We start from the raw sequence: 23,210 nt of genomic DNA on the forward strand, positions 1-23,210 counted from the left end.
ATGGTAGAAAAGCGTCATGAACAATTAGGCTTAAATGAGGAAACGGTTTTAGATATGTACCGGACAATGCTTTTGTCCCGCAGAATTGATGAGCGCATGTGGCTTTTAAACCGATCCGGGAAAATTCCCTTCGTGATTTCCTGCCAGGGGCAAGAAGCTGCACAGGTTGGGGCAGCGTTTGCGCTTGATAGGCAAAAGGATTATGTACTGCCTTATTATCGGGATGTAGGTGTGGTACTTACCTTCGGAATGACCGCAGAAGACTTGATGCTTTCCGGTTTCGCCAAAGAGGAAGATCCCAATTCCGGCGGGCGCCAAATGCCAGGTCATTTTGGTCAAAAGAAAAATAGGATCGTCACTGGTTCATCGCCTGTAACGACACAGGTCCCGCATGCTGTTGGAATTGCCCTTGCGGGGAAGATGGAAGGTAAGGATTTGGTAACATTCGTAACGTTTGGGGAAGGTTCATCCAATCAGGGCGATTTTCATGAAGGGGCCAACTTTGCAGGTGTGCACAAGCTGCCGGTCATTTTCATGTGTGAAAATAATAAATATGCGATTTCAGTTCCTATTGAGAAACAGCTTTCGTGTGAAAATGTTTCAGACAGGGCGATCGGCTATGGGATGCCTGGAATTACAGTGGATGGCAATGATCCATTGGAAGTGTATGCAGCGGTGAAAGAAGCGGCTGACCGTGCACGAAGGGGAGAAGGTCCTACACTGGTGGAAACTGTTTCATACAGGCTCACACCTCATTCAAGTGATGATGATGACCGAAGCTACCGGACGGCGGATGAAGTGGCTGAAGCCAAAACGAAGGATTCCATAATGACATTTGGAGCGTATTTAAAAGAAGTGGGAATCATGGATGAGGACCTTGAGAAACAAATGAATGATGAAGTCATGAAGATAGTCAACGAAGCAACCGATTATGCTGAAAATGCTCCATATCCGAAGGCTGAAAGTGCTATGAATCATGTGTATGCACAAAAGTAAGGGGGTAATAGAATGCCAGTGATTTCATATATAGATGCCGTGACAATGGCAATGAGGGAAGAGATGGAACGTGATTCCCGTGTATTCGTATTGGGTGAGGATGTAGGAAAAAAAGGTGGGGTCTTTAAAGCCACTAATGGTTTATACGACCAATTCGGTGAAGCCAGGGTCATCGATACCCCGCTCGCTGAATCTGCAATTGCAGGAGTGGGCATTGGAGCCGCCATGTATGGGCTTCGGCCGATAGCTGAGATGCAATTCGCTGATTTCATCATGCCTGCCATTAATCAAATCGTTTCAGAGGCAGCCAAAATTAGATATCGTTCTAATAATGACTGGAGCTGTCCAATGGTAATCCGTGCTCCATATGGCGGAGGGATTCATGGAGCTCTTTATCATTCACAATCGGTTGAAGCAATCTTTGCCAATCAGCCGGGTTTGAAAATAGTGATGCCTTCCACCCCTTATGATGTAAAGGGTTTGCTTAAAGCTGCCATTCGCGATGAAGACCCAGTGCTTTTCTTTGAACATAAACGCGCGTACCGCTTGATCAAGGGTGAGGTACCTACTGAAGATTATGTACTTCCAATCGGTAAGGCGGATGTGAAAAGGGAAGGAGAAGACATTACTGTCATCACCTATGGCCTTTGTGTGCATTTTGCCCTTCAGGCAGCAGAAAAATTAGCTGCAGATGGAATTTCTGCACATGTTCTTGACTTGCGTACCGTCTATCCTTTGGATAAGGATGCTATTATAGAAGCGGCTTCTAAAACGGGGAAAGTATTACTGGTTACAGAAGATAATAAAGAAGGCAGCATCATGAGTGAGGTAGCAGCCATCATTGCCGAGCATTGCCTTTTTGATTTGGATGCCCCTGTAAAACGATTGGCGGGACCTGATGTACCAGCCATGCCATATGCACCTACGATGGAAAAACACTTTATGGTGAATCCTGATAAAGTGGAAAAAGCAATGAGGGAATTGGCCGAGTATTAATGACTGTTAAGAAGGAGGAACGAATTATGGCTATGGAATTAATGAAGATGCCTCAACTAGGCGAAAGTGTCACAGAGGGAACCATCAGTAAATGGCTAGTGAAGCCTGGGGATCATGTCACGAAATACGACCCGCTAGCTGAAGTGATGACGGATAAAGTAAATGCTGAGGTTCCTTCTTCCTTTACGGGCATCATCAAGGAATTGAAAGCGGATGAGAATCAAACATTGGCAGTCGGGGAAGTCATTTGCTCGATTGAAGTTGAAACGGCAAAGACGGATAACGATAATGCTGGGCAAGCTGTTTCTCAGGGTGAGGAAAATGTTGATGCACCTGTTACAAGAGAAGTGCGGCAAGCGGCTGAGCCATCAAAGAAAGCTCGCTATTCGCCTGCTGTGTTAAAACTTTCTCAGGAGCATGGAATCGATCTTTCAAAAGTTAAAGGAACGGGGAATGAGGGACGGATTACCCGTAAAGATTTACTGAAACTTGTTGAATCGGGGAATCTTCCTAAGGCGGATGAGCCTTCCGCAATATCCGATTCGGCTCCTGAAGAGATCGCCCCTCAAGTTAGTCGACAAATCAGTCCCGTAACAAACGTGCCGACTGCTGCTGGTGACAAGGAAATACCTGTTACCGGAATCCGTAAGGCAATTGCGTCCAATATGTTGAAAAGTAAGCACGAAATCCCGCATGCTTGGACGATGGTGGAAGTTGACGCAAGCAATATGGTGAAGTTGCGTGATAATCTAAAATCCGACTTTAAACAAAAAGAAGGCTATAATTTAACGTATTTTGCCTTTTTCGTAAAAGCGGTTGCTCAAGCCCTTACGGAATTTCCAGAGCTCAATTCGATGTGGGCAGGCGAAAAAATCATCCAAAAGAAAGAAATCAATATATCAATAGCCGTTGCAACTGAAGATGCCTTATTTGTACCGGTCATTAAAAATGCAGATGAAAAATCAATCAAAGGTATAGCAAGGGAGATACAGGAACTTGCATCCAAAGTAAAGTCGGGTAAGTTAAAAGCAGAGGATATGCAAGGTGGTACGTTCACTGTTAATAACACTGGCTCATTCGGCTCTGTCCAGTCCATGGGAATTATCAATTATCCCCAGGCCGCCATTTTACAAGTTGAAACGATTGTAAAACGCCCAGTGGTCATAAATGACATGATTGCAGTACGAGATATGGTGAATCTCTGTTTATCACTTGATCATCGTGTATTGGACGGATTGGTATGCGGACGATTCCTCGCGAGGGTTAAAGAAATCATCGAAAAGATTTCCAAAGATAACACTTCCATATACTAAATTGAAGAAAAGGAAGCCCGAAGGATTCCTTTACACTGTAGGCAAACTTGATGAATCGAGTTTGCCTACAGTTTTTTAATGAGTGGTACAATTTGAACGTTATTTGGAACTCCAGGCATGGGGTCTCCCTGAATGCGCTATTCTAAGCAGGAGTCTCGCAAACCGTTCTAATCACCATTGTCCAGATGAGGGTGGTTCCTGAACATATTTAGTCTAGCTGTTATCGATTTCCCTTTCACTTTTGTTTAGTCAAAGATGAAGTATGCCGAAGTCATTCGTCAAAGTTTAACCCTGTCACTTCTCTTTTCCGTAGAAAAACATCGACAAAAATTTTATTTTTGCTATTATTTTATTATGAGCTGTTCTAATACAGATCAGGGGCTGTACTTGATTTTTAGAGGCGAAATAGGCCAGTGTTTTTCTTTATCTCAGATTTGCTAATTTCTATTGTCTTAAATTTTAAGAAAAATATGGTAGAATGTTAGTATAATCCAGATTAAATTGACGGGAGGGTGGTTTTCTTATCCAAAACTGACTGAGCGTTCGTTCTCCCAATGAAGGGACAGGGCGTATGAGGCGGCAAATGATAAGAAAGCGATTACAGATGGATCTGAAAGATGTAAAAAACATAACCTTTCCTAAGCCTTCTTTTGAAGAGTGGAAAGAAGCTGCGGAAGCAAGTTTAAAAGGGAAAAGTGTAGAAAAGCTAAAAACGAATACATATGAGGGCATCACTTTATATCCGCTTTATACAGAAAAGGCGGAATTAACGGAGAAGGTAGCTGAATTGCCAGGATTCTTCCCTTTCACCCGAGGAACGTCCCCAACGGGATATCATGAAAAACCTTGGCTTGTCGTTCAGCCTGTAAGCGGTATCACGGCTGAAGAAGCAAATGAAAAGATGAAAGCTTCTTTCAAGCGCGGTCAAAATGTCGTGGCATACCCTGCACGATTGCTTGCCGAGGGAGCAAGGGCTGAAAAATTGTTTAAGGATATCCCATTAAAGGAAATCCCGGTTTTCATTGACACTAAGGGGAAACAAAAAGGATTATTCCCTCAATTCAAAGCGGTTGCCGAAGCACAAAATACCCAATTGACAGGCGTTATTGCTGAAGATCCCATTGCAGAATGGCTCATTTGCGGTCAGCTGCCAGAAGATATGGATAACTATTTTGCAAACTGGCTGAAGACAATCCAAGATTATCAGAAGGTAGGCACGGATTTAAAAACAGTTATGATTAATACGGCAGTCTACCATAATGGAGGAGCCAATGCCGTACAAGAAATAGCTTACGGATTAGCGGCAGCCGTCCAATATCTATTGGAAGGGCAAAAGCAAGGGCTTTCAATTGCTTCGGTTTCCGAAAAAATAGTATTTTCTTTTGCAGTGGATTCAAATTACTTCATGTCCATCGCTAAGCTACGGGCTGCAAGAAGGCTTTGGGCAGGCCTTGCAGAAGCTTTCGATACAGCACCGGACCATTTTAAAATGGCGATACATGCCGTTACTTCCGAGTTGACAGAAACGCTATATGATCAGCACGTCAATATTCTTCGGACAACAAACCAAGCCTTCGCTGCCGCTATTGGAGGCATTCAATATCTTCAAATTCATCCATTCACACACGCAACTGGTGAAAACGATGATTTCTCAGAAAGAATTGCCCGGAATACTCACTTGATTTTAAAAGAAGAAACAAATATCACAACGGTGGTCGATCCTGCTGGCGGTTCATGGTATGTTGAGCAACTAACGGATGAATTGGCTGAAAAAGCTTGGGCGAAATTCCTTGAAATCGATGCAGCTGGAGGGATTCTTGATCTAATTAAACAAGGAACCCTTCAGAAGGAAATAGCTGAAGTTTACAAAGAAAAAGTTCAAAATGCGGCTTTCAGAAAAGAAAGTATCATCGGAACGAATGTATATCCGAATCCGGCTGATAAGATTAAAACCACGACACAGGATAACCATGTGTCATATATGAAAGTTGAGAAGCCGGTTGGCATTACCCCACTTGACTTGGATCGGGTATCCATTCAGTTCGAGCAGTTAAGACTACGCAGTGAAAAGTATAAAGAAATAAGTGGAACGGCTCCAACTATTGGTTTAATTAATTTGAAAAATCTCAAATCCTATAAACCTCGTGCAGATTTCGTTACAAGTCTTGCTGCGGCAGGTGGTATTGAAACAACCGGCAGTAAGGGGTGTCAAAGCGTTGAGGAAGCAGTCGATTATGTAGCTGCGACCAAACTTCCTATCTATTGTGTTTGCGGCAGTGATGGTGACTATTCGGAATTAGCACCAATCACCATTAAAGAAATTAAAAAGCAATTTCCTGAAATCACTATTTATAGTGCCGGCAAGCAGCAAGAAGAATTTGAGATTACACTAAGCGAAGCCGGAGTCAAAGATTTTATCCATGTCAAAACGAATGCAATAGCCATTTTAACGGAATTATTGCAGAAGCTAGGGGTGAACTGAAATGAAAAAACCGAATTTTTCTGCTATAAATCCTGCTAAGTCCGAGGTTGAAGGTACGGTGGAAGCATGGAAAAAGGAAGCCGAAAAAGCCGTTGGGAATAACATTGAGAATCTTTTGTTTGAAACCAATGAACAAATAAAAATCAAACCGCTTTATATTGAGGAAGATAATCGTGACTTGGAGCATATGGAAAGTGTGCCAGGTATCGCTCCTTTTACAAGAGGGCCCTATCCTTCGATGTATGTCAATCGTCCTTGGACGGTACGTCAGTATGCAGGTTTCTCGACTGCTGAGGAATCCAATGCGTTTTACAGACGTAACCTTGCGATGGGGCAAAAAGGGCTCTCAGTTGCCTTTGATTTAGCTACACACCGCGGTTATGACTCCGATCATCCACGTGTTGTCGGTGATGTGGGAAAAGCGGGAGTTGCCATTGATTCAATTCTTGACATGAAAATCCTGTTCGACGGCATTCCGCTTGATCAAATGTCCGTGTCAATGACGATGAACGGCGCAGTATTACCCATCCTTGCATTTTATATCGTGACAGCTGAAGAACAAGGCGTAACACAGGATAAGCTTTCAGGCACGATTCAAAATGACATCTTAAAGGAATATATGGTTCGGAATACGTATATCTACCCACCTGAAATGTCCATGAAAATCATAGCTGATATATTTGAGTATACATCTAAATATATGCCCAAGTTCAATTCCATTTCCATCTCCGGTTATCATCTGCAAGAAGCGGGGGCGCCGGCTGATATCGAACTTGCCTATACGTTGGCGGATGGGCTTGAGTATGCACGTACCGGAATGAAAGCTGGTATTGATATCGATAAATTCGCACCACGCCTGTCATTCTTCTGGGCTGTAGGAATGAACTATTTCATGGAAGTGTCGAAAATGCGGGCGGCTCGTTTCATTTGGTCAAAACTGATGAAACAATTCGAGCCGAAAAATAATAAAGCGATGGCATTGAGAACCCATTCCCAAACTTCCGGCTGGAGCCTCTCGGAGCAGGATCCGTTTAACAATGTCGCAAGGACCCTTATTGAAGCGCATGCGGCTGCACTTGGGCATACACAATCCCTGCATACGAACGCATTGGATGAGGCCATTGCCCTGCCAACGGATTTCTCGGCACGCATAGCACGTAACACACAGCTATATTTGCAGGAGGAAACGGGGATCACAAAAGTAATCGATCCATGGGCAGGTTCGTACTACGTAGAATCACTCACAAATGAATTAATCGAACGGGCTTGGGCTCACATAGAAGAAATCGAAGGCCTTGGCGGAATGGCGAAGGCTATTGAAACCGGCCTTCCAAAAATGAGGATCGAGGAAGCCGCTGCAAAGCGTCAAGCTAAAATCGATTCTCAAGATGAAACGATCGTAGGCGTAAATAAGTATCGTTTGAAAAAAGAAGATCCGATTGAAATACTGGAGATTGATAATACAGCAGTTCGCGAAAGTCAGCTTAAGCGTTTGAGCGAATTAAAAGCGAAACGTGATCAGGAAAAGGTGGATGAAGCCCTTCAAGCGCTATCCATGGCTGCCAGCACTGGCGAAGGTAACCTTCTTGAACTGGCTGTGCAAGCTGCAAGAGTACGGGCTTCATTAGGTGAAATCTCCGATGCGATCGAAGAAGTTGCTGGACGTCACAAAGCAACGATCCGTTCGATCAGCGGTGTATACAGCTCGGCATACTCAAAGGAAGCAGAAATTGAGGAAGTCGTCCGCATGACGGAAGAGTTTCTTGAAAATGAAGGAAGAAGACCGCGTTTGTTAATGGCTAAAATGGGTCAGGACGGTCATGATCGCGGAGCTAAAGTAGTCGGAACGGGGTTTGCGGATTTGGGCTATGATGTCGATATCGGTCCATTATTCCAAACACCGAAGGAAACCGCCATCCAGGCCGTGGAAAATGATGTGCATGTAGTCGGAATGAGTTCGCTTGCTGCCGGCCATAAAACCTTGTTGCCGCAGCTTATGACGGAACTGAAGAACTTGGGGCGCGAGGACATTATAGTGATTGTAGGCGGCGTCATCCCTGCACAGGATTATGATTACCTAATGGAAAATGGCGCTACAGCCATTTTTGGACCTGGTACGGTCATTCCACAAGCAGCAAAGAAAGTGCTTCAGGAAATATACAATCGCCTCGGATATGAGGAAGTGGCTCAATAATGAGTGAAGACAAGAAGCCCGAATGGGTCGATCAGAACAATCAGGAAGGTTTTGCTTCTTCATTAAAGCCAGGTGTGGAATTAGCAGCAAGCCATAACAAACCTTCTACAAGCAAATTCGTCAAAAAACATAATGTAAACATACCGGTCCATGAACTTAAAGAGGGAATCATAAAAGGTGACAGGGCCATGCTAGCTAAAGGCATTACATTGGTTGAAAGCAATGCATCCCACCACTTGGATCATGCACAGGAATTATTGCATAGCATCCTTCCTCATACAGGAAATTCGATTCGCATCGGGATTTCCGGAGTGCCCGGTGCCGGAAAAAGTACCTTCATCGAGACGTTCGGAACCTACTTATGTGACAGGGGTCATAAGGTTGCCGTTCTAGCCGTCGATCCAAGCTCCTCGATCAATGGCGGAAGTATACTAGGCGATAAGACAAGGATGGAGGAGCTGGCAAGAAACCCCCATGCCTTCATAAGACCCTCTCCATCCGAAGGCACTCTAGGAGGAGTTCACCGCAAAACGAGGGAAACGATGTTGCTTTGTGAAGCGGCAGGATTTGATGTGATACTGATTGAAACTGTCGGTGTCGGTCAGAGTGAAGCTATAGTTCGAAGTATGGTCGACTTCTTCATGCTCCTTGTCCTTACAGGTGCCGGAGATGAATTACAAGGGATGAAAAAAGGGATTCTGGAACTTGTGGACGGAATTGTGGTCAATAAAGCCGACGGAGAGAACATTCCGCTGGCGATTAGGACGAAGTCCGAATATAGCAGAATCTTGCACTTCCTTCAGCCAGCAACAAAAGGATGGGCAGGAAAGGCATATACTTGTTCAGCCATAACCGGTAAAGGAATTCCTGAGCTTTGGGATGTAATGAATGAATTTTCCGATTTGACCAAGGAGTCGGGTGTTTTTCAAGAACGGAGAAGAATGCAATCTAAGGAATGGCTTTATTCATTGATGGATCACCAGCTTAAAACGATGTTTTATAAAAATGAAACCGTCAAGAGTCTTCTCCCAATTCTCGAGAATCAAGTGATGTCAGGGAATAAAACGGTCACTGCTGCTGTTAAGCAGGCTTTTCAATCTTTTACAGATACATTTAAGTCAAATTAAAAAGAAATGGGATGGGGCAGGTGTGTATTGTTTCCCACGCCTGCCCCATCCTTTTGTAAGTCTTGTTGTAACACACATGATTCCCGTTTACCTTTCGTTTTAAACGTGTTCGGAAATGGTTTATGCAGTTTTGACAGGTAAATTTATTGAATCACGAAGTGGCAATTGTTATGATAGGATTGAAGAGAAAACTTGGAAGGAGCACATGCCATGAATATGGATTTTAATTTTTTAATGAACGACGTAGTCAAACAGGCTCGCGATGAGATAAAGACTGCTGGATATACAGAATTGACTACTCCCGAGGAAGTAGAGGAAGTATTTGCACAAAAAGGAACGACACTTGTTATGGTCAACTCCGTTTGTGGCTGCGCCGGGGGAATAGCTAGACCTGCAGCGGCACATGCAATCCATAATGATAAACGCCCAGATCAGCTTGTAACCGTTTTTGCTGGGCAAGATAAAGAGGCGACGGAGAAAGCCCGTGATTATTTCGAAGGATATCCGCCGTCATCTCCATCATTTGCATTGCTGAAGGATGGAAAAATCATCACGATGATAGAACGCCATGAAATTGAAGGGCACCATCCGATGTCTGTAGTAGAAAAATTACAAGACTACTTCGATCAATATTGCGAAGAAGTGTAAACCATAGCGATAACCAAAAAAACCCGCCCAATCGGCGGGTTTTTTTATTCATGATTTTGCATAAGTCTTGGACATTTAGGAAAGAAGATAGATAAGGTAACCGAAATATTCCCTTTTGGAAAAAAGCACGAATCCAGAAATTGAATTATAGTAATATTCTGAAAAGTGAATCTATTATTTACGTTATTGAATAATTATTAGAGTGTGTTAAAATACACATTAGTGTATGAATATTAGTTATTCAAATTTTAACTAAACCGAATTTACTAACAAGAGAATTGAAAATATCATTTTGGAGGAATAATAATGAAGTTGAAAAAGCAGTTAGCATTGTTGCTTACTTCTGTTTTATTAGTAGGTATTTTAGCGGCATGCGGAACATCAGAGAAAGAAGATAAGAACACAGCTGACAAAGAAGACAAAAAGGTCCTTGTAATGGGAACATCTGCGGATTATCCGCCATTTGAATTTGTTGAAACGTCTAAAAGCGATGAAATCAAAGGATTTGACATTGATATCGCTAAAGCAATCGGAAAAAAATTAGGTTATGAGGTCGAAGTGAAGGACATTGACTTTAATAGTCTTGTGCCTGCTCTGGAAAATGAATCGGTCGATTTCGTTATCTCTGGAATGACTCCAACTGAAAAACGTGAGCAATCAGTCGATTTCAGTGATATTTACTATACGGCTAAAAACATGATCATCACGACAGAGGACAGTAAGATCAAAACGGTTGAAGATTTAAAAGGGAAAACGGTAGGCGTACAGCTTGCATCCATCCAGGAGACTTTGGCAAATGACTTGAATAAATCCCAAGATATCGGGATGAAAGTTGAAAAACGGAATCGTATTCCTGAGGTTGTTCAAGAAATGTCTACAGGACGTTTTGACGCCGTGATCATGGAAGATACTGTGGCAAAAGGCTACTTGAAAGATAATAAAGAGTTGGTGGGCCATTTGATCAAATCTGGTGATCAAGATGCCGGTTCGGCAATCGCTTTCCAAAAAGGAAGCAAGTTAACTGAAGAATTCAATGCCGAGTTGAAAAAAATGATGGAAAATGGTGAAATGGAAAAATTAATATTAAAATGGTTCGGTGGCAGTGAAACTGAATAAAAAAGAGAGATGAAAAGCGTTCAGAATGCCTTCTGAACGTTTTTCCGCGCTTTATTGTTAATAAAATGAAGCAGGAGAAAGGCCCGATAACGGTCTTCATAAGAGAGGATGAATGGAGTGAATCTGGAATTTGAAAGGATTATACCTTCCCTTCCATATATCCTGGAGGGGATACCGACTACATTAAAGGTTGTAGCGGTAGCGGCAGTAATCGGATTTGTTTTGGGAATATTATTATCTATACTTAAAATCAGCAGAATCAAGCCCTTAAATTGGATTGCTGACTTTTATACATCCATTTTTCGCGGTACCCCTTTAGTGCTGCAATTAATGCTGATTTATTTTGGTTCACCACAAATATTAGGGATTCAAATCGAAGCGTTCCAAGCAGCATTTTTAGCATTCGGGCTAAATTCAGCGGCATACATTTCTGAAATTATCAGGGGAGGGATTTTAGCAGTCGATAAAGGCCAACGCGAGGCTTCCCTTGCACTTGGTGTTCCCTATTCAGGGATGATGCTTAATATTATCCTGCCGCAGGCCATCAAGAATATCCTGCCATCCCTTGTGAACGAATTGATTTCCTTAACGAAGGAATCAGCCGTCGTCACGATAATTGGATTAGGGGATATCATGCGCCGTTCTTATATTGTCGGCGGTGAGACATATAAATTCTTCGAGCCGATATTATTTGCCGGCCTCATTTATTATGTGATGGTCATGGTTCTCACCATCTTAGGCAAAGTGATTGAAAGGAGAATGAGACGCAGTGATTAAAATTGATGGACTCAAAAAAAATTATGGCAAGCTCGAGGTATTAAAAGGAATCAGCACCGAGATAGGACAGGGTGAAGTGTTAGCGATCATCGGTCCATCCGGGTCGGGAAAATCAACTTTCTTGCGCTGCATCAATATGCTTGAAACTCCAACAGATGGTCAAATCAGGTTTAAAGATCAAATCATCACTGAAAAAAAGACCAATATCATGAAGGTACGTGAAAATGTCGGAATGGTATTTCAGCATTTTCATTTATTTCCGCATAAAACCGTACTGGAGAATCTGACATATGCACCTATGAAGGTGAAAAAATTGTCAAAGGCCGAGGCTGTAAAACAAGCTCGTGAGCTTTTGACTAAAGTCGGTTTGGCCGATAAAGAATCGGCTTATCCGAATCGACTGTCAGGCGGACAAAAACAAAGGGTCGCTATTGCACGGGCATTGGCAATGAACCCGGAAGTAATGCTTTTCGATGAGCCGACTTCAGCGCTTGATCCCGAGATGGTAAAAGAAGTGCTCGAGGTTATGAAGTCACTGGCACATACGGGGATGACCATGCTGATCGTAACGCATGAAATGGGATTTGCCAAAGAAGTGGCCGATCGAGTACTATTCCTGGACGGTGGTCTGCTCGTTGAGGAAAGTGCTCCGGAAGAATTCTTTTCCAATCCGAAAAGCCAGCGTGCAAAAGACTTCTTGGAAAAAGTTTTATAAGTTAAAGCAAATAGTATATAATTGTGAAAAAAGGTAACGTTTAGGTTACCTTTTTTTGTTTTTTTCCTATAATGTATTTTTGCGTGAATGTATTTAGAAAAATTGGAAATTTAACTCGCAAAGGACTGTGAAAATATCTCATTTCCTGATAGTATTATAATAGATAGAGAAAGAGCCAGGTGATACATAACAATGTTTAAAATCGGATACAGGACGATTAAAACTGCTTTGGGGGCCACCCTGGCAATTATTATTGCACAAATGCTTAATCTCGAATATTTCTCTGCTGCGGGAATCATTGCGATCTTATGCATTCAAGTTACGAAAAAGAAGTCGGTGTATGCCTCCTGGCACCGGTTATTAGCTTGTTTGATTGCAATGGCCTATGCATCCCTATTGTTTCATTTCATCGCATTCCACCCGCTGGTAATAGGTTTGATCCTCTTGATTTTCATTCCAACGACAGTTGCCTTGAAGATTAATGAGGGGATTGTAACGAGCAGCGTCATCATCATGCACCTATATGGGGCGGGTGACATCACTCTTTCCCTGCTCATCAATGAAACGATATTAATTGCAGTTGGAGTTGGAGTGGCGCTTGTCATGAACCTGTACATGCCCAGTGTCGATGACAAACTGCTGGCCTATCAGGAAAGTATCGAAGCTAATTTTAGTGCGATCTTGATGGGGATTGTCCGCTACTTAAGGGATAATGATCACACATGGGATGGTAAGGAAATCACCGAAACGGCCAATCTTCTTAATCAGGCCAAAAGCCTCGCCTTCAGGGATGTGGAAAATCATTTTTTAAGGGAAGAAGACCTGTATTACCATTATTTCAAAATGCGTGAAAAGCAGTTTGAAATAATTGAACGAATTCTTCCCCTAGTCACGAATATTCCGTTGGTCGTCAAGCAAAGCGGGATAGTGGCTGATTTTATAGAAGATTTGGCAGAAAACGTCCATCCGCAAAATACGGCCATTCTTTATCTGAAAAAGCTTGAGGAAATGGAGATTCATTTTAGGGGAATGGTACTGCCGCAGACACGGGAAGAGTTCGAATCCAGGGCCGCATTACTGCAGCTCATGAAGGAAATGGAGCGCTATTTATTGTTGAAGCATTCTTTCAAGGGATTGCCCAAGCTGACCGGCAACCGAATGAAAAAGAGGCACTTGGCTTAAACTAAGCAAAAAGGTAAAGGAATTGATACAAATGAAATGGGTCCTTTCTTTGTTGCTTATGCTATCTTTATGGCCGCTTCAGGTACAAGCCCAACCTCAGTCGGTCAAGCCTGGCGATCCGTTTATCATCATCAATAAAGCGAACAATAAATTGGCGTTCATTGATGGTAACGAAGTCAAGGAGATTCTGCCGGTCGGTACGGGAAAGAGTCAGGAACTGACGCCTGAAGGGATTTTTACGGTAAAAGTAAAGGCGGTCAATCCATATTACCGGAAAAAGAATATTCCTGGAGGCGATCCAAGGAACCCTCTGGGGTCGCGGTGGATTGGATTCGATGCACGAAATACCGATGGGAGGATTTACGGCATTCATGGTACGAATCAGCCATCATCAATTGGTAAATACATATCAAATGGCTGTGTACGGATGCATAAATCCGATGTAGAGCGTTTGGACGAAAAAGTCCCCATCGGCACTAAGGTGTTAATCACCATATCGAACGAGGATTTCAAAACGTTGGCAAAGAAAAATGGAGCGATAAAATAAAGAGAGGGAAGCGTTGCTTCCCTCCCCATTACGGTGTCTATTACAAAAGAAATGCGATACCTGATAATAAGCTTGTTAATAACATTGAGATAAGCATTAAATATACGACGATTTTTCTGATTTTCTTGTTTCCCATATGCCCTCTCCCTTAAAACAGTTTAATTGATTTTATTTTAACTTGAACATTTAGTAGAAACAAGTAAAAGTATAATGTTCATATTATTCCGAACTTTAAAAGGCTTTAATGCAAGATTAGTAGTAATGGAGTCATCCAATAATACATAGCATGGAGGTTTTTATGATGATTAAAAATATCGATCATATCGGTATTGCCGTCAAGTCACTGGATGATGCCTTGCCGCTTTACACGGAAACGTTGAAATTGCAGCTTGAAGGAATCGAAACAGTGGAGAGCCAAGGAGTGAAAGTGGCCTTCATCCTGGCAGGCAATACGCGTTTGGAATTGTTGGAAGCGTTATCACCGGCAAGTCCAATCGCCAAATTCATCGAAAAACGCGGTGAAGGGATTCATCATGTGGCCCTTGGCGTCGATGACATCGAAGATAGAATAAAAGAAATCAAAGAATCTGGATTGCGCATGATTGATGATTCATCAAGAAAGGGAGCGCACAATGCGGATGTTGCTTTCGTTCATCCCAAGTCAACCGCGGGTGTATTATATGAGCTTTGTGAACAAGCATTATCAAAGGAGGAGCAGGAATGACAGACATATATGATACGATCAATGACCTATATGACAGACGCCGCAAAGTGGAAATGGGCGGCGGTGAAGAAAGAATCGATAAGCAGCATGAAAAGGGCAAACTTACTGCAAGGGAAAGAATTGAACTTTTAGTTGATCCGGGTACTTTCATAGAGCTTAACCCTTTTATCAAACACCGTAATACCAATTTTGGCATGGAAAAGGAAGAAGGGCCGGGGGAAGGTGTTGTCACCGGTTACGGAAAGGTCAACGGCCGCGACATTTATCTGTTTTCACAGGATTTTACTGTTTTTGGCGGAGCACTCGGTGAAATGCATGCTCTGAAAATTGCCAATGTTATGGATTTGGCAGCGGAAAATGGAGCACCATTCATTGGTTTGAACGATTCTGGCGGGGCTCGTATTCAAGAAGGTGTAGTTTCGCTTGATGGATATGGCCAAATATTTTACCGGAATTCGATTTATTCAGGGGTCATTCCACAGATTTCGGTTATTATGGGACCTTGTGCAGGCGGAGCCGTCTATTCCCCAGCCATAACCGACTTTGTCTTCATGGTAGAAAAAACGAGCCAAATGTTCATAACAGGGCCTAAAGTCATTGAAACGGTTACAGGTGAAAAGATTTCTTCTGAAGGATTGGGTGGAGCGACTGTACATAATACCATAAGCGGTAATGCCCATTTCAAGGGGGCATCTGAGGAGCAAGTATTGGCGGACGTTAGACGTCTCCTGAGTTATCTTCCACAAAATAATGAAGAGAAGCCGCCGGTTTTGGATGCGGACGATGGAGATGACTACCGTCCGGATTTAACGGATGTGGTACCTTATGAAGGGATCCGTCCATATGATGTTAGGAAAGTATTGGAGCAGGTTGTCGATGAGGATTCCTTTATGGAAGTTCAAGAGGGCTTTGCGAAAAACATAGTGGTCGGCTTGGCGCGCATCAAAGGGAAATCAGTGGGGCTTGTCTGTAACCAGCCAAAGGTGTTGGCAGGGGGGCTTGATATTGATTCATCAGATAAGGCTGCCCGTTTTATTCGTTTCTGTGACTCATTTAACATTCCCCTAATTACGTTTGAAGACGTTTCGGGTTTTTTCCCGGGCGTTAAACAAGAACATGGCGGGATCATTCGCCATGGTGCCAAGCTCCTATATGCTTATTCGGAAGCGACAGTACCAAAATTGACGATCATCCTGCGTAAAGCTTACGGAGGGGCTTACGTGGCACTGAATAGTAAATCCATCGGTGCGGATCTTACGTTTGCATGGCCGAATGCTGAAATCGCGGTAATGGGTTCTGCTGGAGCGGCAAATATCATTTTTGCCCGTGAAATACAAAATAGCGAAGATCCGGAGGCGACACGTGCAGCTAAAATTGAAGAATACCGTGAGAAGTTCGCCAATCCTTATGTTGCCGCAAGTCTTGGAATGGTGGATGATGTTATTGATCCCCGTGAAACCAGGATTAAGATCATTCAATCTCTAGAAATGCTACGCAACAAAAAAGAAACTCGACCATGGAAAAAACACGGAAATATCCCGTTGTAATCAACATTGCAAGGAGCCCAAACTAGTTGTTTTGGGCTCTTTTCCATACTGGGAAGATATCATTTGAAAAAAACCATAATAAGTCATTATTCACCTTTTAACAAGGCCTTCCGGCAGGGAAATGACCAGCATGCTTTTTCAGGCGGGGTTCTTCCTTTCACATTATTTGCCGGGGCGCGGCTTTTAGAAGTATAATTAAAGAGGAAAACTTTTTTGGAGGTTTTATTTTATGATTAATGAAGAACGTTTAGTTAATGAATTTATGGAATTGGTGCAGATTGATTCCGAAACGAAAAATGAAGCAGCCATCGCCAAAGTGCTGAAAGAAAAATTCGGGGCACTGGGTGTAGAAGTTTTTGAAGATGATACAACAGCAATTACCGGTCATGGTGCAGGGAATTTAGTATGTACTTTAAAAGGAATGAAAGAAGGCGTAGATACCATTTATTTCACCTCCCATATGGATACGGTAGTTCCAGGGAACGGAATCAAGCCTTCCATCAAAGATGGATACATAGTGTCAGACGGAACGACCATTTTAGGGGCGGATGACAAAGCTGGATTAGCGGTCATGTTAGAAACGCTTAAAGTGTTGAAAGAACAGAATATCGAACATGGAACAATCGAATTCATCATAACAGTCGGTGAAGAATCTGGCTTGGTTGGTGCAAAGGCATTGGATCGCTCCCTTGTAACGGCTAAATTCGGTTTTGCACTTGATAGTGATGGAAAAGTGGGCAATGTGGTTGTTGCAGCACCTACTCAGGCGAAAGTGTCTGCAACCATTTTAGGCAAGACTGCTCACGCTGGTGTCGCTCCTGAGAAAGGCGTTTCGGCCATTACGATTGCTGCCAAAGCAATCTCTAGAATGCCATTAGGCAGAATCGACGAGGAAACGACAGCCAATATCGGACGTTTCCAGGGTGGACAGCAAACGAATATTGTTTGTGACCATGTGGAAATCCTTGCAGAAGCAAGATCCTTGATTCCTGAAAAAATGGAAATACAGGTAGCGAAAATGAAAGAGGCATTCGAGACTGCAGCCATTGAAATGGGCGGACGTGCTGAAGTTGAAGTTAACGTCATGTATCCTGGTTTTAAATATGGTGCTGGTGATCATGTAGTCGAAATCGCAAGGAAGGCAGCAGAGAAAATCGGCCGTCCATGCGAGCTGGTTAAAAGCGGCGGAGGAAGCGATGCGAATGTCATTGCAGGCTTTGGCATCCCTACTGTCAATCTCGCAGTGGGCTATGAAGATATCCATACTACGAATGAAAGAATTCCGGTTGAGGAATTAACGAAGCTAGCTGAAATGGTCATCACGATCATCCAAGAAGTATCAGGGGAATAATCACCTGTAATATGACAGGGTAATATAGGAGTTTTCCTGAGTAATCGAAAAAGGCGGTCGCATTCGTTGCGAGGGATGAGGAATATGCCTTATCGATTGAACCCTTGAAATTCTTGATTTATACCCTTTGAAAGGTGTCTTATTAAGCAATCGGTGTTGCCGTTTGATTACGACATTGATCAGCAACAACTCGTATATAGTTGTAAGGCGTTCAAAGTATGGAAGGAATACAGTCATCAATGACATGATGGCTGTTTTTCTTGGAGTGGAGCATCTTTCACCGAGGTTACCAAAGATAAATAGGGGTACGTTAATAGAAATGGTTTTTTATTGTCCCTATTATCCGGTGTTTTTTATTTTTACAAGGATTTGACGGTCAATCATGAAGGACATGTATCCCAAAAATGGCAGGGTCATTCTCCATGTAGACATGAATAGTTTCTATGCCTCAGTGGAAATGTCATATGATGTTTCATTGAAAGGCAAACCGCTTGCCATTGCGGGCAATGTTGAAGAGAGAAGGGGGATAATCGTCACCTGCAGCTATGAGGCGAGGAAGTTCGGGGTTAAAACGACCATGCCGATTTGGCAGGCAAAAAAACTATGTCCTCAATTGGTCATTCAGAAACCGAATTTCGAGCGCTATCGAAAGGCATCACTGGCTATTTTTGATGTATTGAGGCAATATACAGAGATGGTTGAACCGGTTTCGATAGATGAGGGGTATCTGGATATTAGTGAATGCGCCGAATTGGGTTCGCCTTTAGATATAGCCAATAGCATTCAGGAAAGAATTTTTAATACGATGGATCTCCCTTGCAGCATCGGGATTGCCCCTAATAAATTTTTGGCTAAAACTGCTTCTGATATGAAGAAGCCAATGGGAATCACCGTGTTAAGGAAACGGGACATTCCGGAAAAGCTCTGGCCTTTACAAGTTGGCGAAATGCACGGCATCGGGGGTAAGACCTCGGAAAAGCTTCAAACTATCGGGATAAAGACGATCAGGGACCTTGCACAAGCCAATGATAGTCAACTTAAACAGCTACTTGGTATCAATGGCATCCGTTTGAAGGATAGGGCTAATGGAATCGACCCCAGAGTAGTGGATCCCGAAGCGATTTTTGAGCATAAAAGCATTGGGAACTCCACAACTCTTCCGCATGACTCAGCCAATCAAAAAGAACTGATTGGTGTATTGGAAAAGCTTTCCGGTAAGGTAGCCGTCCGTTTGAGAAATAAACGCCTGCTTGGTCAAAAAATAGGTGTGACGATCCGTTACAAAGACCGCCGCACTATAACGAGAAGCAGAACGGTTCCTAATCCAGTTTTTGAAAAAAAGGATATTTTGGATGAAGCTATCGACCTATTCATGAAAAATTGGAATGGGGAAGGAATCAGGCTTCTTGGTGTCACTGCCTATGATGTCATCGAAAAAGAGTCAGCCTTCAAGCAACTGGATATTTTCTCCTTTCAAGAGGATGCAGAGAAAGAACCATTGTATGAAGCGATGGAACACTTGCAAAATAAGTACGGAGAAAATATTATTAAAAAGGGATTACCCTTGAAAAATCGTTCAATTGGAACAGACACTAGCTTCAGTAAAGATTTCTTTGAGCAATCCAGGAGGAATGATCCTTCTTTTGACAAAGAATAGCGTACAAGCTGTGTAAAGATATAGAGAAGGGAAAGATGAAGCATGACAAAACAGCAGATTGGCGTTATCGGACTAGCCGTAATGGGCAAGAACCTTGCATTTAATATTGAAAGCAGGGGATATTCTATTTCCGTGTATAATCGCTCAGGATCAAAAACGGACGAAATGATGAAGGAAGCGGAAGGCAAAAACGTAACAGCCGCTTATACGCTTGAAGAATTCGTCAATTCCTTGGAAACACCCCGCAAAATTTTATTGATGGTTAAAGCTGGAGCGGCAACGGATGCAACAATCGAGCAATTAAAACCGTTACTTGAAAAAGGTGATATCGTTATTGATGGAGGGAATACCTTCTTCAAGGACACTCAGCGCCGCAATGAGGAGTTAAGCAAGCTTGGCATCCATTTCATCGGTACAGGCGTGTCAGGAGGGGAAGAAGGAGCTCTGACAGGTCCATCCATCATGCCTGGAGGTCAAAAAGAAGCATACGAACTGGTTGCACCGATCTTGAAGGACATTTCAGCTAAGGTCGATGGGGATGCTTGCTGCACGTATATCGGTCCGGATGGGGCAGGTCATTATGTTAAAATGGTACATAATGGTATTGAATACGGAGACATGCAATTGATTTCCGAATCTTATTTCCTTCTGAAAAATCTTCTTGGATTATCTGCTGAAGAATTGCATGAAGTCTTCTCTGAATGGAATGAAGGGGAACTTGATAGTTATTTAATTGAAATTACTGCTGATATTTTCAAAAAATATGATGGAGAAACCGGCAAACCGATGGTCGATGTCATCTTAGATAAAGCTGGCCAAAAAGGTACTGGGAAATGGACAAGTCAAAGTGCGCTTGATCTTGGTGTTCCGCTTCCAATCATTACCGAATCCGTATTCGCCCGGTTTATTTCAGCAATCAAGGACGAGCGTGTTGAAGCGAGTAAAATCCTTCGTGGGCCAAAAGCCGAATCATTTACAGGCGACAAAAAGGCTTTGATCGAAAGTATCCGTAAAGCACTTTATATGAGCAAAATCTGTTCATATGCACAAGGATTTGCACAAATGAAAGCAGCATCGGAAGAAAATGACTGGAACTTGCAATATGGGGAAATCGCGATGATTTTCCGTGGCGGCTGTATCATCCGTGCACAATTCCTCCAAAAAATCAAGGAAGCGTACGATCGTGAAGCGAACTTGAACAACCTTCTTCTAGATCCTTACTTCCAAGGAATCGTCGAAAGCTATCAAGGAGCTTTGCGTGAGGTGGTATCAACGGCAGTGATGAATGGAATCCCGGTTCCTTGCTTGTCATCAGCACTTGCCTATTTCGACAGCTATCGTACAGAAACGCTGCCAGCTAATCTTATTCAAGCTCAGCGTGACTATTTTGGAGCTCATACTTATCAACGCATTGATAAAGAAGGAACGTTCCATACCGAATGGATGGAAAAATAAAAAGTTCAAGCCGGCTTAAAAGGGGATTCCCTTTTAAACCGGCTCTTTTTTTTACTATCTCCGATGCTCTACAAGGTCAATGACCCCTAATACAACATGGGCCAAACCGAAACCAAAAACCGTATTAGCTACCATTTTGTTTGAGCCCCGGGTTTGCTTCATTGCATAACCCGCAGCTGTCACGGCTGTGCCCAAGGCTGTTGGAATTAATCCTTCACGAATGTCCATCGTTTAATCCCTCCACATCGAAGTTAGTGGTGCCTTCACAGGCGCCTTTTCTAGTGTAACCTTAGCGAGGACTTACCATTCTATTTCTATAAAGTGGTTAGAAGGGTAAAAATGGTAAAGATGAACTAGTTGTAAATAGTTCCAATTATTTTACCTTTTTTAGGGAAAACATAGTATGATGTAAGTCATTCATCCTTGCTTTTAGGTTTAAACACCTGCGGAAAAAGGAATATAAACATTGAAAGAGATGGACGGACCGTAGGATACAGTAGGCAGATAGAAGAGAGAAGGAGCGGATGATATATGTTCATCATTTGGTGGGCTGTAGCCATATTTTCATTTTTCATCGCCTTAGAATTCGGTGTTTCATTTTGGCTCAATTCGGAAGTGGAGGAAGACATGTCTAAGCCCAAGGAAATGTATCATATTATCCGTGATAAATTGCTGAGGAAGAGTGTTTCATGAATGAAAAAAGGGATGCAGATTCAAATCTGCGTCCCTTCTTCATTTCAATCATTATTATTTTCATTTTTCTTGACTTGCCACCAAATATGTCCATCTTCTTCCAGGAGTTCATCGGATGCAAGTGGACCTGTGGATCCAGCTTCATAATTAGGGAAAGATTCGTCTTTAGTGTTTTCCCATGCATGGGAAATGGTATCGACGAACTTCCATGAGAGGGCAACCTCGTCCCAGTGCGTAAAGTTTGTAGCATCCCCGCGCATGCTGTCAAACAATAGCTTTTCATATGCCTCTGGAGAATTGATGTGTTCGATCCCTTTGTTCGAGACGGTCAGCTTCATTGGCTTTGTATTGGATGTCGTCCCGGATTTCTTCACATTTAGGTACAATGTGATGCCTTCGTCAGGCTGGATATTGATAACGAGAAGATTCGGGTTCAGTGTTTCTTCCGTTTTATAATACAGGTTCATTGGGATATCTTTGAATTGAACAACGATATTCGTTGATTTGACATCCATTCTCTTACCGGTGCGGATATAAAAAGGAACACCGGCCCATCGGAAGTTATCAATCATCAATTTACCCGCAACATAGGTCTCTGTGTTGGATTCCGGATTTACGTTATGTTCATTGCGGTAGGCCGGAAGTGTTTGACCGTCTATCGTTCCTTCACCATACTGGCCACGGACGAAGTATTGATTGACTTCGTCCACTTTCATTGGTCGAAGTGAACGCAATGCCCGCACTTTTTCGCTTCGAATCTCTTCTGTCGTCAAAGCGATCGGGGGTTCCATGGCTAGCAAGGCCACCATTTGCAGCAGATGGTTTTGGACCATATCCCTTAGAGCACCGCTGGTTTCATAATAACGCCCACGTTCTTCAACGCCAAGTGTTTCGCTTGAAGTAACCTGGATGTTGGATATATATCTGTTATTCCAAAGCGGCTCGAATAGGGCATTGGAAAAACGGATGACCTCAATATTTTGTACCATTTCCTTACCTAAATAATGATCGATACGGTAGATTTCATCTTCAGCGAATGCAGTTCGAATCTGCTCATTCAATTTTTGTGCTGTTTCGAAACTGTGTCCAAATGGCTTTTCTATGACCAGGCGCTTATATCCATTTGTGTCACTCAGGCCTTGTGCTTTAATCTGTTCGGCAATCGTTCCGAAAAACTCAGGCGCCATCGCCAAATAGAAGATCCTGTTTCCTTTTAATTGATATTGTCCGTCTAATTGTTCGGCAATGTCTTTTAACTGCAGGTATGATTCCGAGCTGGAAACGTCGTGGGAGTGATAATGGAAATGGGAAATGAATTCGTCGACCTTTTCTTCCGCATGTCCGAACGTAAGTATTGAGTCCTTGACACTTGTTTGAAACTCCTCGTTCGTCAATGGCCTTCTTGCCACTCCAACGACGGCGAACTTATTGATTTTCTCTTTTTGAAATAGTCGATATATGGAAGGAAACAATTTCCTTTTCGCTAAATCTCCGGTAGCACCAAAAATCATGATCAATGCTGTGGGTTTATTGTTTTCTGTCATGTTTAAAACCTCAACTTTCCGTTAAATCTGTCTATAAAGTTGGAATTCCCGTATGTGTACCAATTTCTAATTTTACGTTTAGCTTTCCCTCAAAGCAATCAATTTGCGCATTTTTTCTCTATATTTCATTAAAAGTTTAATTTGAT

The 23,210-nt window shown here is 42.7% G+C and carries 21 protein-coding genes; 18 read left to right on the forward strand and 3 right to left on the reverse strand.

Annotated features, from left to right (window positions below; all coding sequences use genetic code 11):
* From MPH60_RS05975 to MPH60_RS06030, 12 genes are all read left to right on the forward strand, one after another.
* Positions 1 to 996: a thiamine pyrophosphate-dependent dehydrogenase E1 component subunit alpha gene (locus MPH60_RS05975; RefSeq protein WP_241589678.1), complete on the forward strand. Its 996-nt coding sequence runs from the start codon at positions 1 to 3 to the stop codon at positions 994 to 996.
* A gap of 12 nt (positions 997 to 1,008) precedes the next feature.
* On the forward strand, positions 1,009 to 1,992 hold the full coding sequence (locus MPH60_RS05980; RefSeq protein WP_241615810.1) for an alpha-ketoacid dehydrogenase subunit beta: 984 nt from the start codon (positions 1,009 to 1,011) through the stop codon (positions 1,990 to 1,992).
* A 26-nt stretch (positions 1,993 to 2,018) separates the two neighbouring features.
* Complete coding sequence (locus MPH60_RS05985; RefSeq protein ID WP_241592400.1) at positions 2,019 to 3,305, forward strand: dihydrolipoamide acetyltransferase family protein; 1,287 nt, start codon at positions 2,019 to 2,021, stop codon at positions 3,303 to 3,305.
* 583 nt (positions 3,306 to 3,888) lie between these two features.
* Positions 3,889 to 5,787 carry a methylmalonyl-CoA mutase family protein gene (locus tag MPH60_RS05990; RefSeq protein WP_241592398.1) on the forward strand — a complete coding sequence of 633 codons (1,899 nt, stop codon included), beginning with the start codon at positions 3,889 to 3,891 and terminating at the stop codon, positions 5,785 to 5,787.
* A 1-nt stretch (position 5,788) separates the two neighbouring features.
* Complete coding sequence (gene scpA / locus MPH60_RS05995; protein WP_241592395.1) at positions 5,789 to 7,981, forward strand: methylmalonyl-CoA mutase; 2,193 nt, start codon at positions 5,789 to 5,791, stop codon at positions 7,979 to 7,981.
* On the forward strand, positions 7,981 to 9,108 hold the full coding sequence (meaB, locus tag MPH60_RS06000) for a methylmalonyl Co-A mutase-associated GTPase MeaB (RefSeq protein WP_241592386.1): 1,128 nt from the start codon (positions 7,981 to 7,983) through the stop codon (positions 9,106 to 9,108). Before scpA ends, meaB begins: the two co-directional genes overlap by 1 nt.
* 210 nt (positions 9,109 to 9,318) lie before the next feature.
* Positions 9,319 to 9,756 (forward strand): BrxA/BrxB family bacilliredoxin, encoded by a 438-nt coding sequence (locus MPH60_RS06005; RefSeq protein ID WP_034308239.1) that lies wholly within the window; start codon positions 9,319 to 9,321, stop codon positions 9,754 to 9,756.
* A gap of 312 nt (positions 9,757 to 10,068) precedes the next feature.
* Positions 10,069 to 10,872, forward strand: coding sequence for a transporter substrate-binding domain-containing protein (locus tag MPH60_RS06010; protein ID WP_241592412.1), 804 nt, complete (start codon positions 10,069 to 10,071; stop codon positions 10,870 to 10,872).
* A gap of 117 nt (positions 10,873 to 10,989) precedes the next feature.
* A complete protein-coding gene (locus tag MPH60_RS06015; RefSeq protein ID WP_101223460.1) occupies positions 10,990 to 11,649 on the forward strand; it encodes an amino acid ABC transporter permease in 660 nt (219 codons plus the stop codon).
* Entirely contained in the window at positions 11,642 to 12,364 is a 723-nt protein-coding gene (locus MPH60_RS06020) for an amino acid ABC transporter ATP-binding protein (RefSeq protein WP_241592384.1), read from the forward strand. Before MPH60_RS06015 ends, MPH60_RS06020 begins: the two co-directional genes overlap by 8 nt.
* 192 nt (positions 12,365 to 12,556) lie before the next feature.
* The gene (locus tag MPH60_RS06025) at positions 12,557 to 13,546 is read left to right on the forward strand and encodes an aromatic acid exporter family protein (RefSeq protein ID WP_241592382.1); all 990 of its coding nucleotides are present in this window, start codon (positions 12,557 to 12,559) and stop codon (positions 13,544 to 13,546) included.
* Positions 13,547 to 13,577: 31 nt separating this feature from the next.
* Positions 13,578 to 14,093 carry a L,D-transpeptidase gene (locus tag MPH60_RS06030; protein WP_241592380.1) on the forward strand — a complete coding sequence of 172 codons (516 nt, stop codon included), beginning with the start codon at positions 13,578 to 13,580 and terminating at the stop codon, positions 14,091 to 14,093.
* Positions 14,094 to 14,133: 40 nt separating this feature from the next.
* Here MPH60_RS06030 and prli42 read toward each other — a convergent pair whose 3' ends face one another.
* The gene (prli42, locus tag MPH60_RS27705) at positions 14,134 to 14,229 is read right to left on the reverse strand and encodes a stressosome-associated protein Prli42 (protein ID WP_155726463.1); all 96 of its coding nucleotides are present in this window, start codon (positions 14,227 to 14,229) and stop codon (positions 14,134 to 14,136) included.
* 162 nt (positions 14,230 to 14,391) lie between these two features.
* Between prli42 and mce the strand changes: the two genes are divergently transcribed.
* The 5 genes from mce to gndA all read left to right on the forward strand — a co-directional run bounded on the left by mce (position 14,392) and on the right by gndA (position 20,827).
* Positions 14,392 to 14,817, forward strand: a complete 426-nt coding sequence (gene mce / locus MPH60_RS06035; protein WP_241592378.1) for a methylmalonyl-CoA epimerase — start codon at positions 14,392 to 14,394, stop codon at positions 14,815 to 14,817.
* Positions 14,814 to 16,364, forward strand: a complete 1,551-nt coding sequence (locus MPH60_RS06040) for an acyl-CoA carboxylase subunit beta (RefSeq protein ID WP_241592376.1) — start codon at positions 14,814 to 14,816, stop codon at positions 16,362 to 16,364. Before mce ends, MPH60_RS06040 begins: the two co-directional genes overlap by 4 nt.
* 229 nt (positions 16,365 to 16,593) lie before the next feature.
* Positions 16,594 to 17,715: a tripeptidase T gene (locus MPH60_RS06045; RefSeq protein WP_241592367.1), complete on the forward strand. Its 1,122-nt coding sequence runs from the start codon at positions 16,594 to 16,596 to the stop codon at positions 17,713 to 17,715.
* 382 nt (positions 17,716 to 18,097) lie between these two features.
* A complete protein-coding gene (locus tag MPH60_RS06050; RefSeq protein WP_241592365.1) occupies positions 18,098 to 19,372 on the forward strand; it encodes a DNA polymerase IV in 1,275 nt (424 codons plus the stop codon).
* A 42-nt stretch (positions 19,373 to 19,414) separates the two neighbouring features.
* Positions 19,415 to 20,827, forward strand: a complete 1,413-nt coding sequence (gene gndA, locus MPH60_RS06055; RefSeq protein WP_241592363.1) for an NADP-dependent phosphogluconate dehydrogenase — start codon at positions 19,415 to 19,417, stop codon at positions 20,825 to 20,827.
* Positions 20,828 to 20,881: 54 nt separating this feature from the next.
* Here gndA and MPH60_RS06060 read toward each other — a convergent pair whose 3' ends face one another.
* Positions 20,882 to 21,055 (reverse strand): hypothetical protein, encoded by a 174-nt coding sequence (locus tag MPH60_RS06060; RefSeq protein ID WP_034308217.1) that lies wholly within the window; start codon positions 21,053 to 21,055, stop codon positions 20,882 to 20,884.
* Positions 21,056 to 21,358: 303 nt separating this feature from the next.
* On the opposite strand from MPH60_RS06060, the gene MPH60_RS06065 reads away from it, so the two are divergent.
* Complete coding sequence (locus MPH60_RS06065) at positions 21,359 to 21,520, forward strand: hypothetical protein (RefSeq protein WP_241592361.1); 162 nt, start codon at positions 21,359 to 21,361, stop codon at positions 21,518 to 21,520.
* Positions 21,521 to 21,564: 44 nt separating this feature from the next.
* On the opposite strand, the gene zwf is transcribed toward MPH60_RS06065, so the two are convergent.
* Entirely contained in the window at positions 21,565 to 23,064 is a 1,500-nt protein-coding gene (gene zwf, locus MPH60_RS06070; RefSeq protein WP_241592360.1) for a glucose-6-phosphate dehydrogenase, read from the reverse strand.
* Between the last annotated feature and the right edge of the window lie 146 nt (positions 23,065 to 23,210).

The organism is Peribacillus sp. Aquil_B1 (assembly GCF_022603275.1).
Taxonomy (GTDB): domain Bacteria; phylum Bacillota; class Bacilli; order Bacillales; family DSM-1321; genus Peribacillus.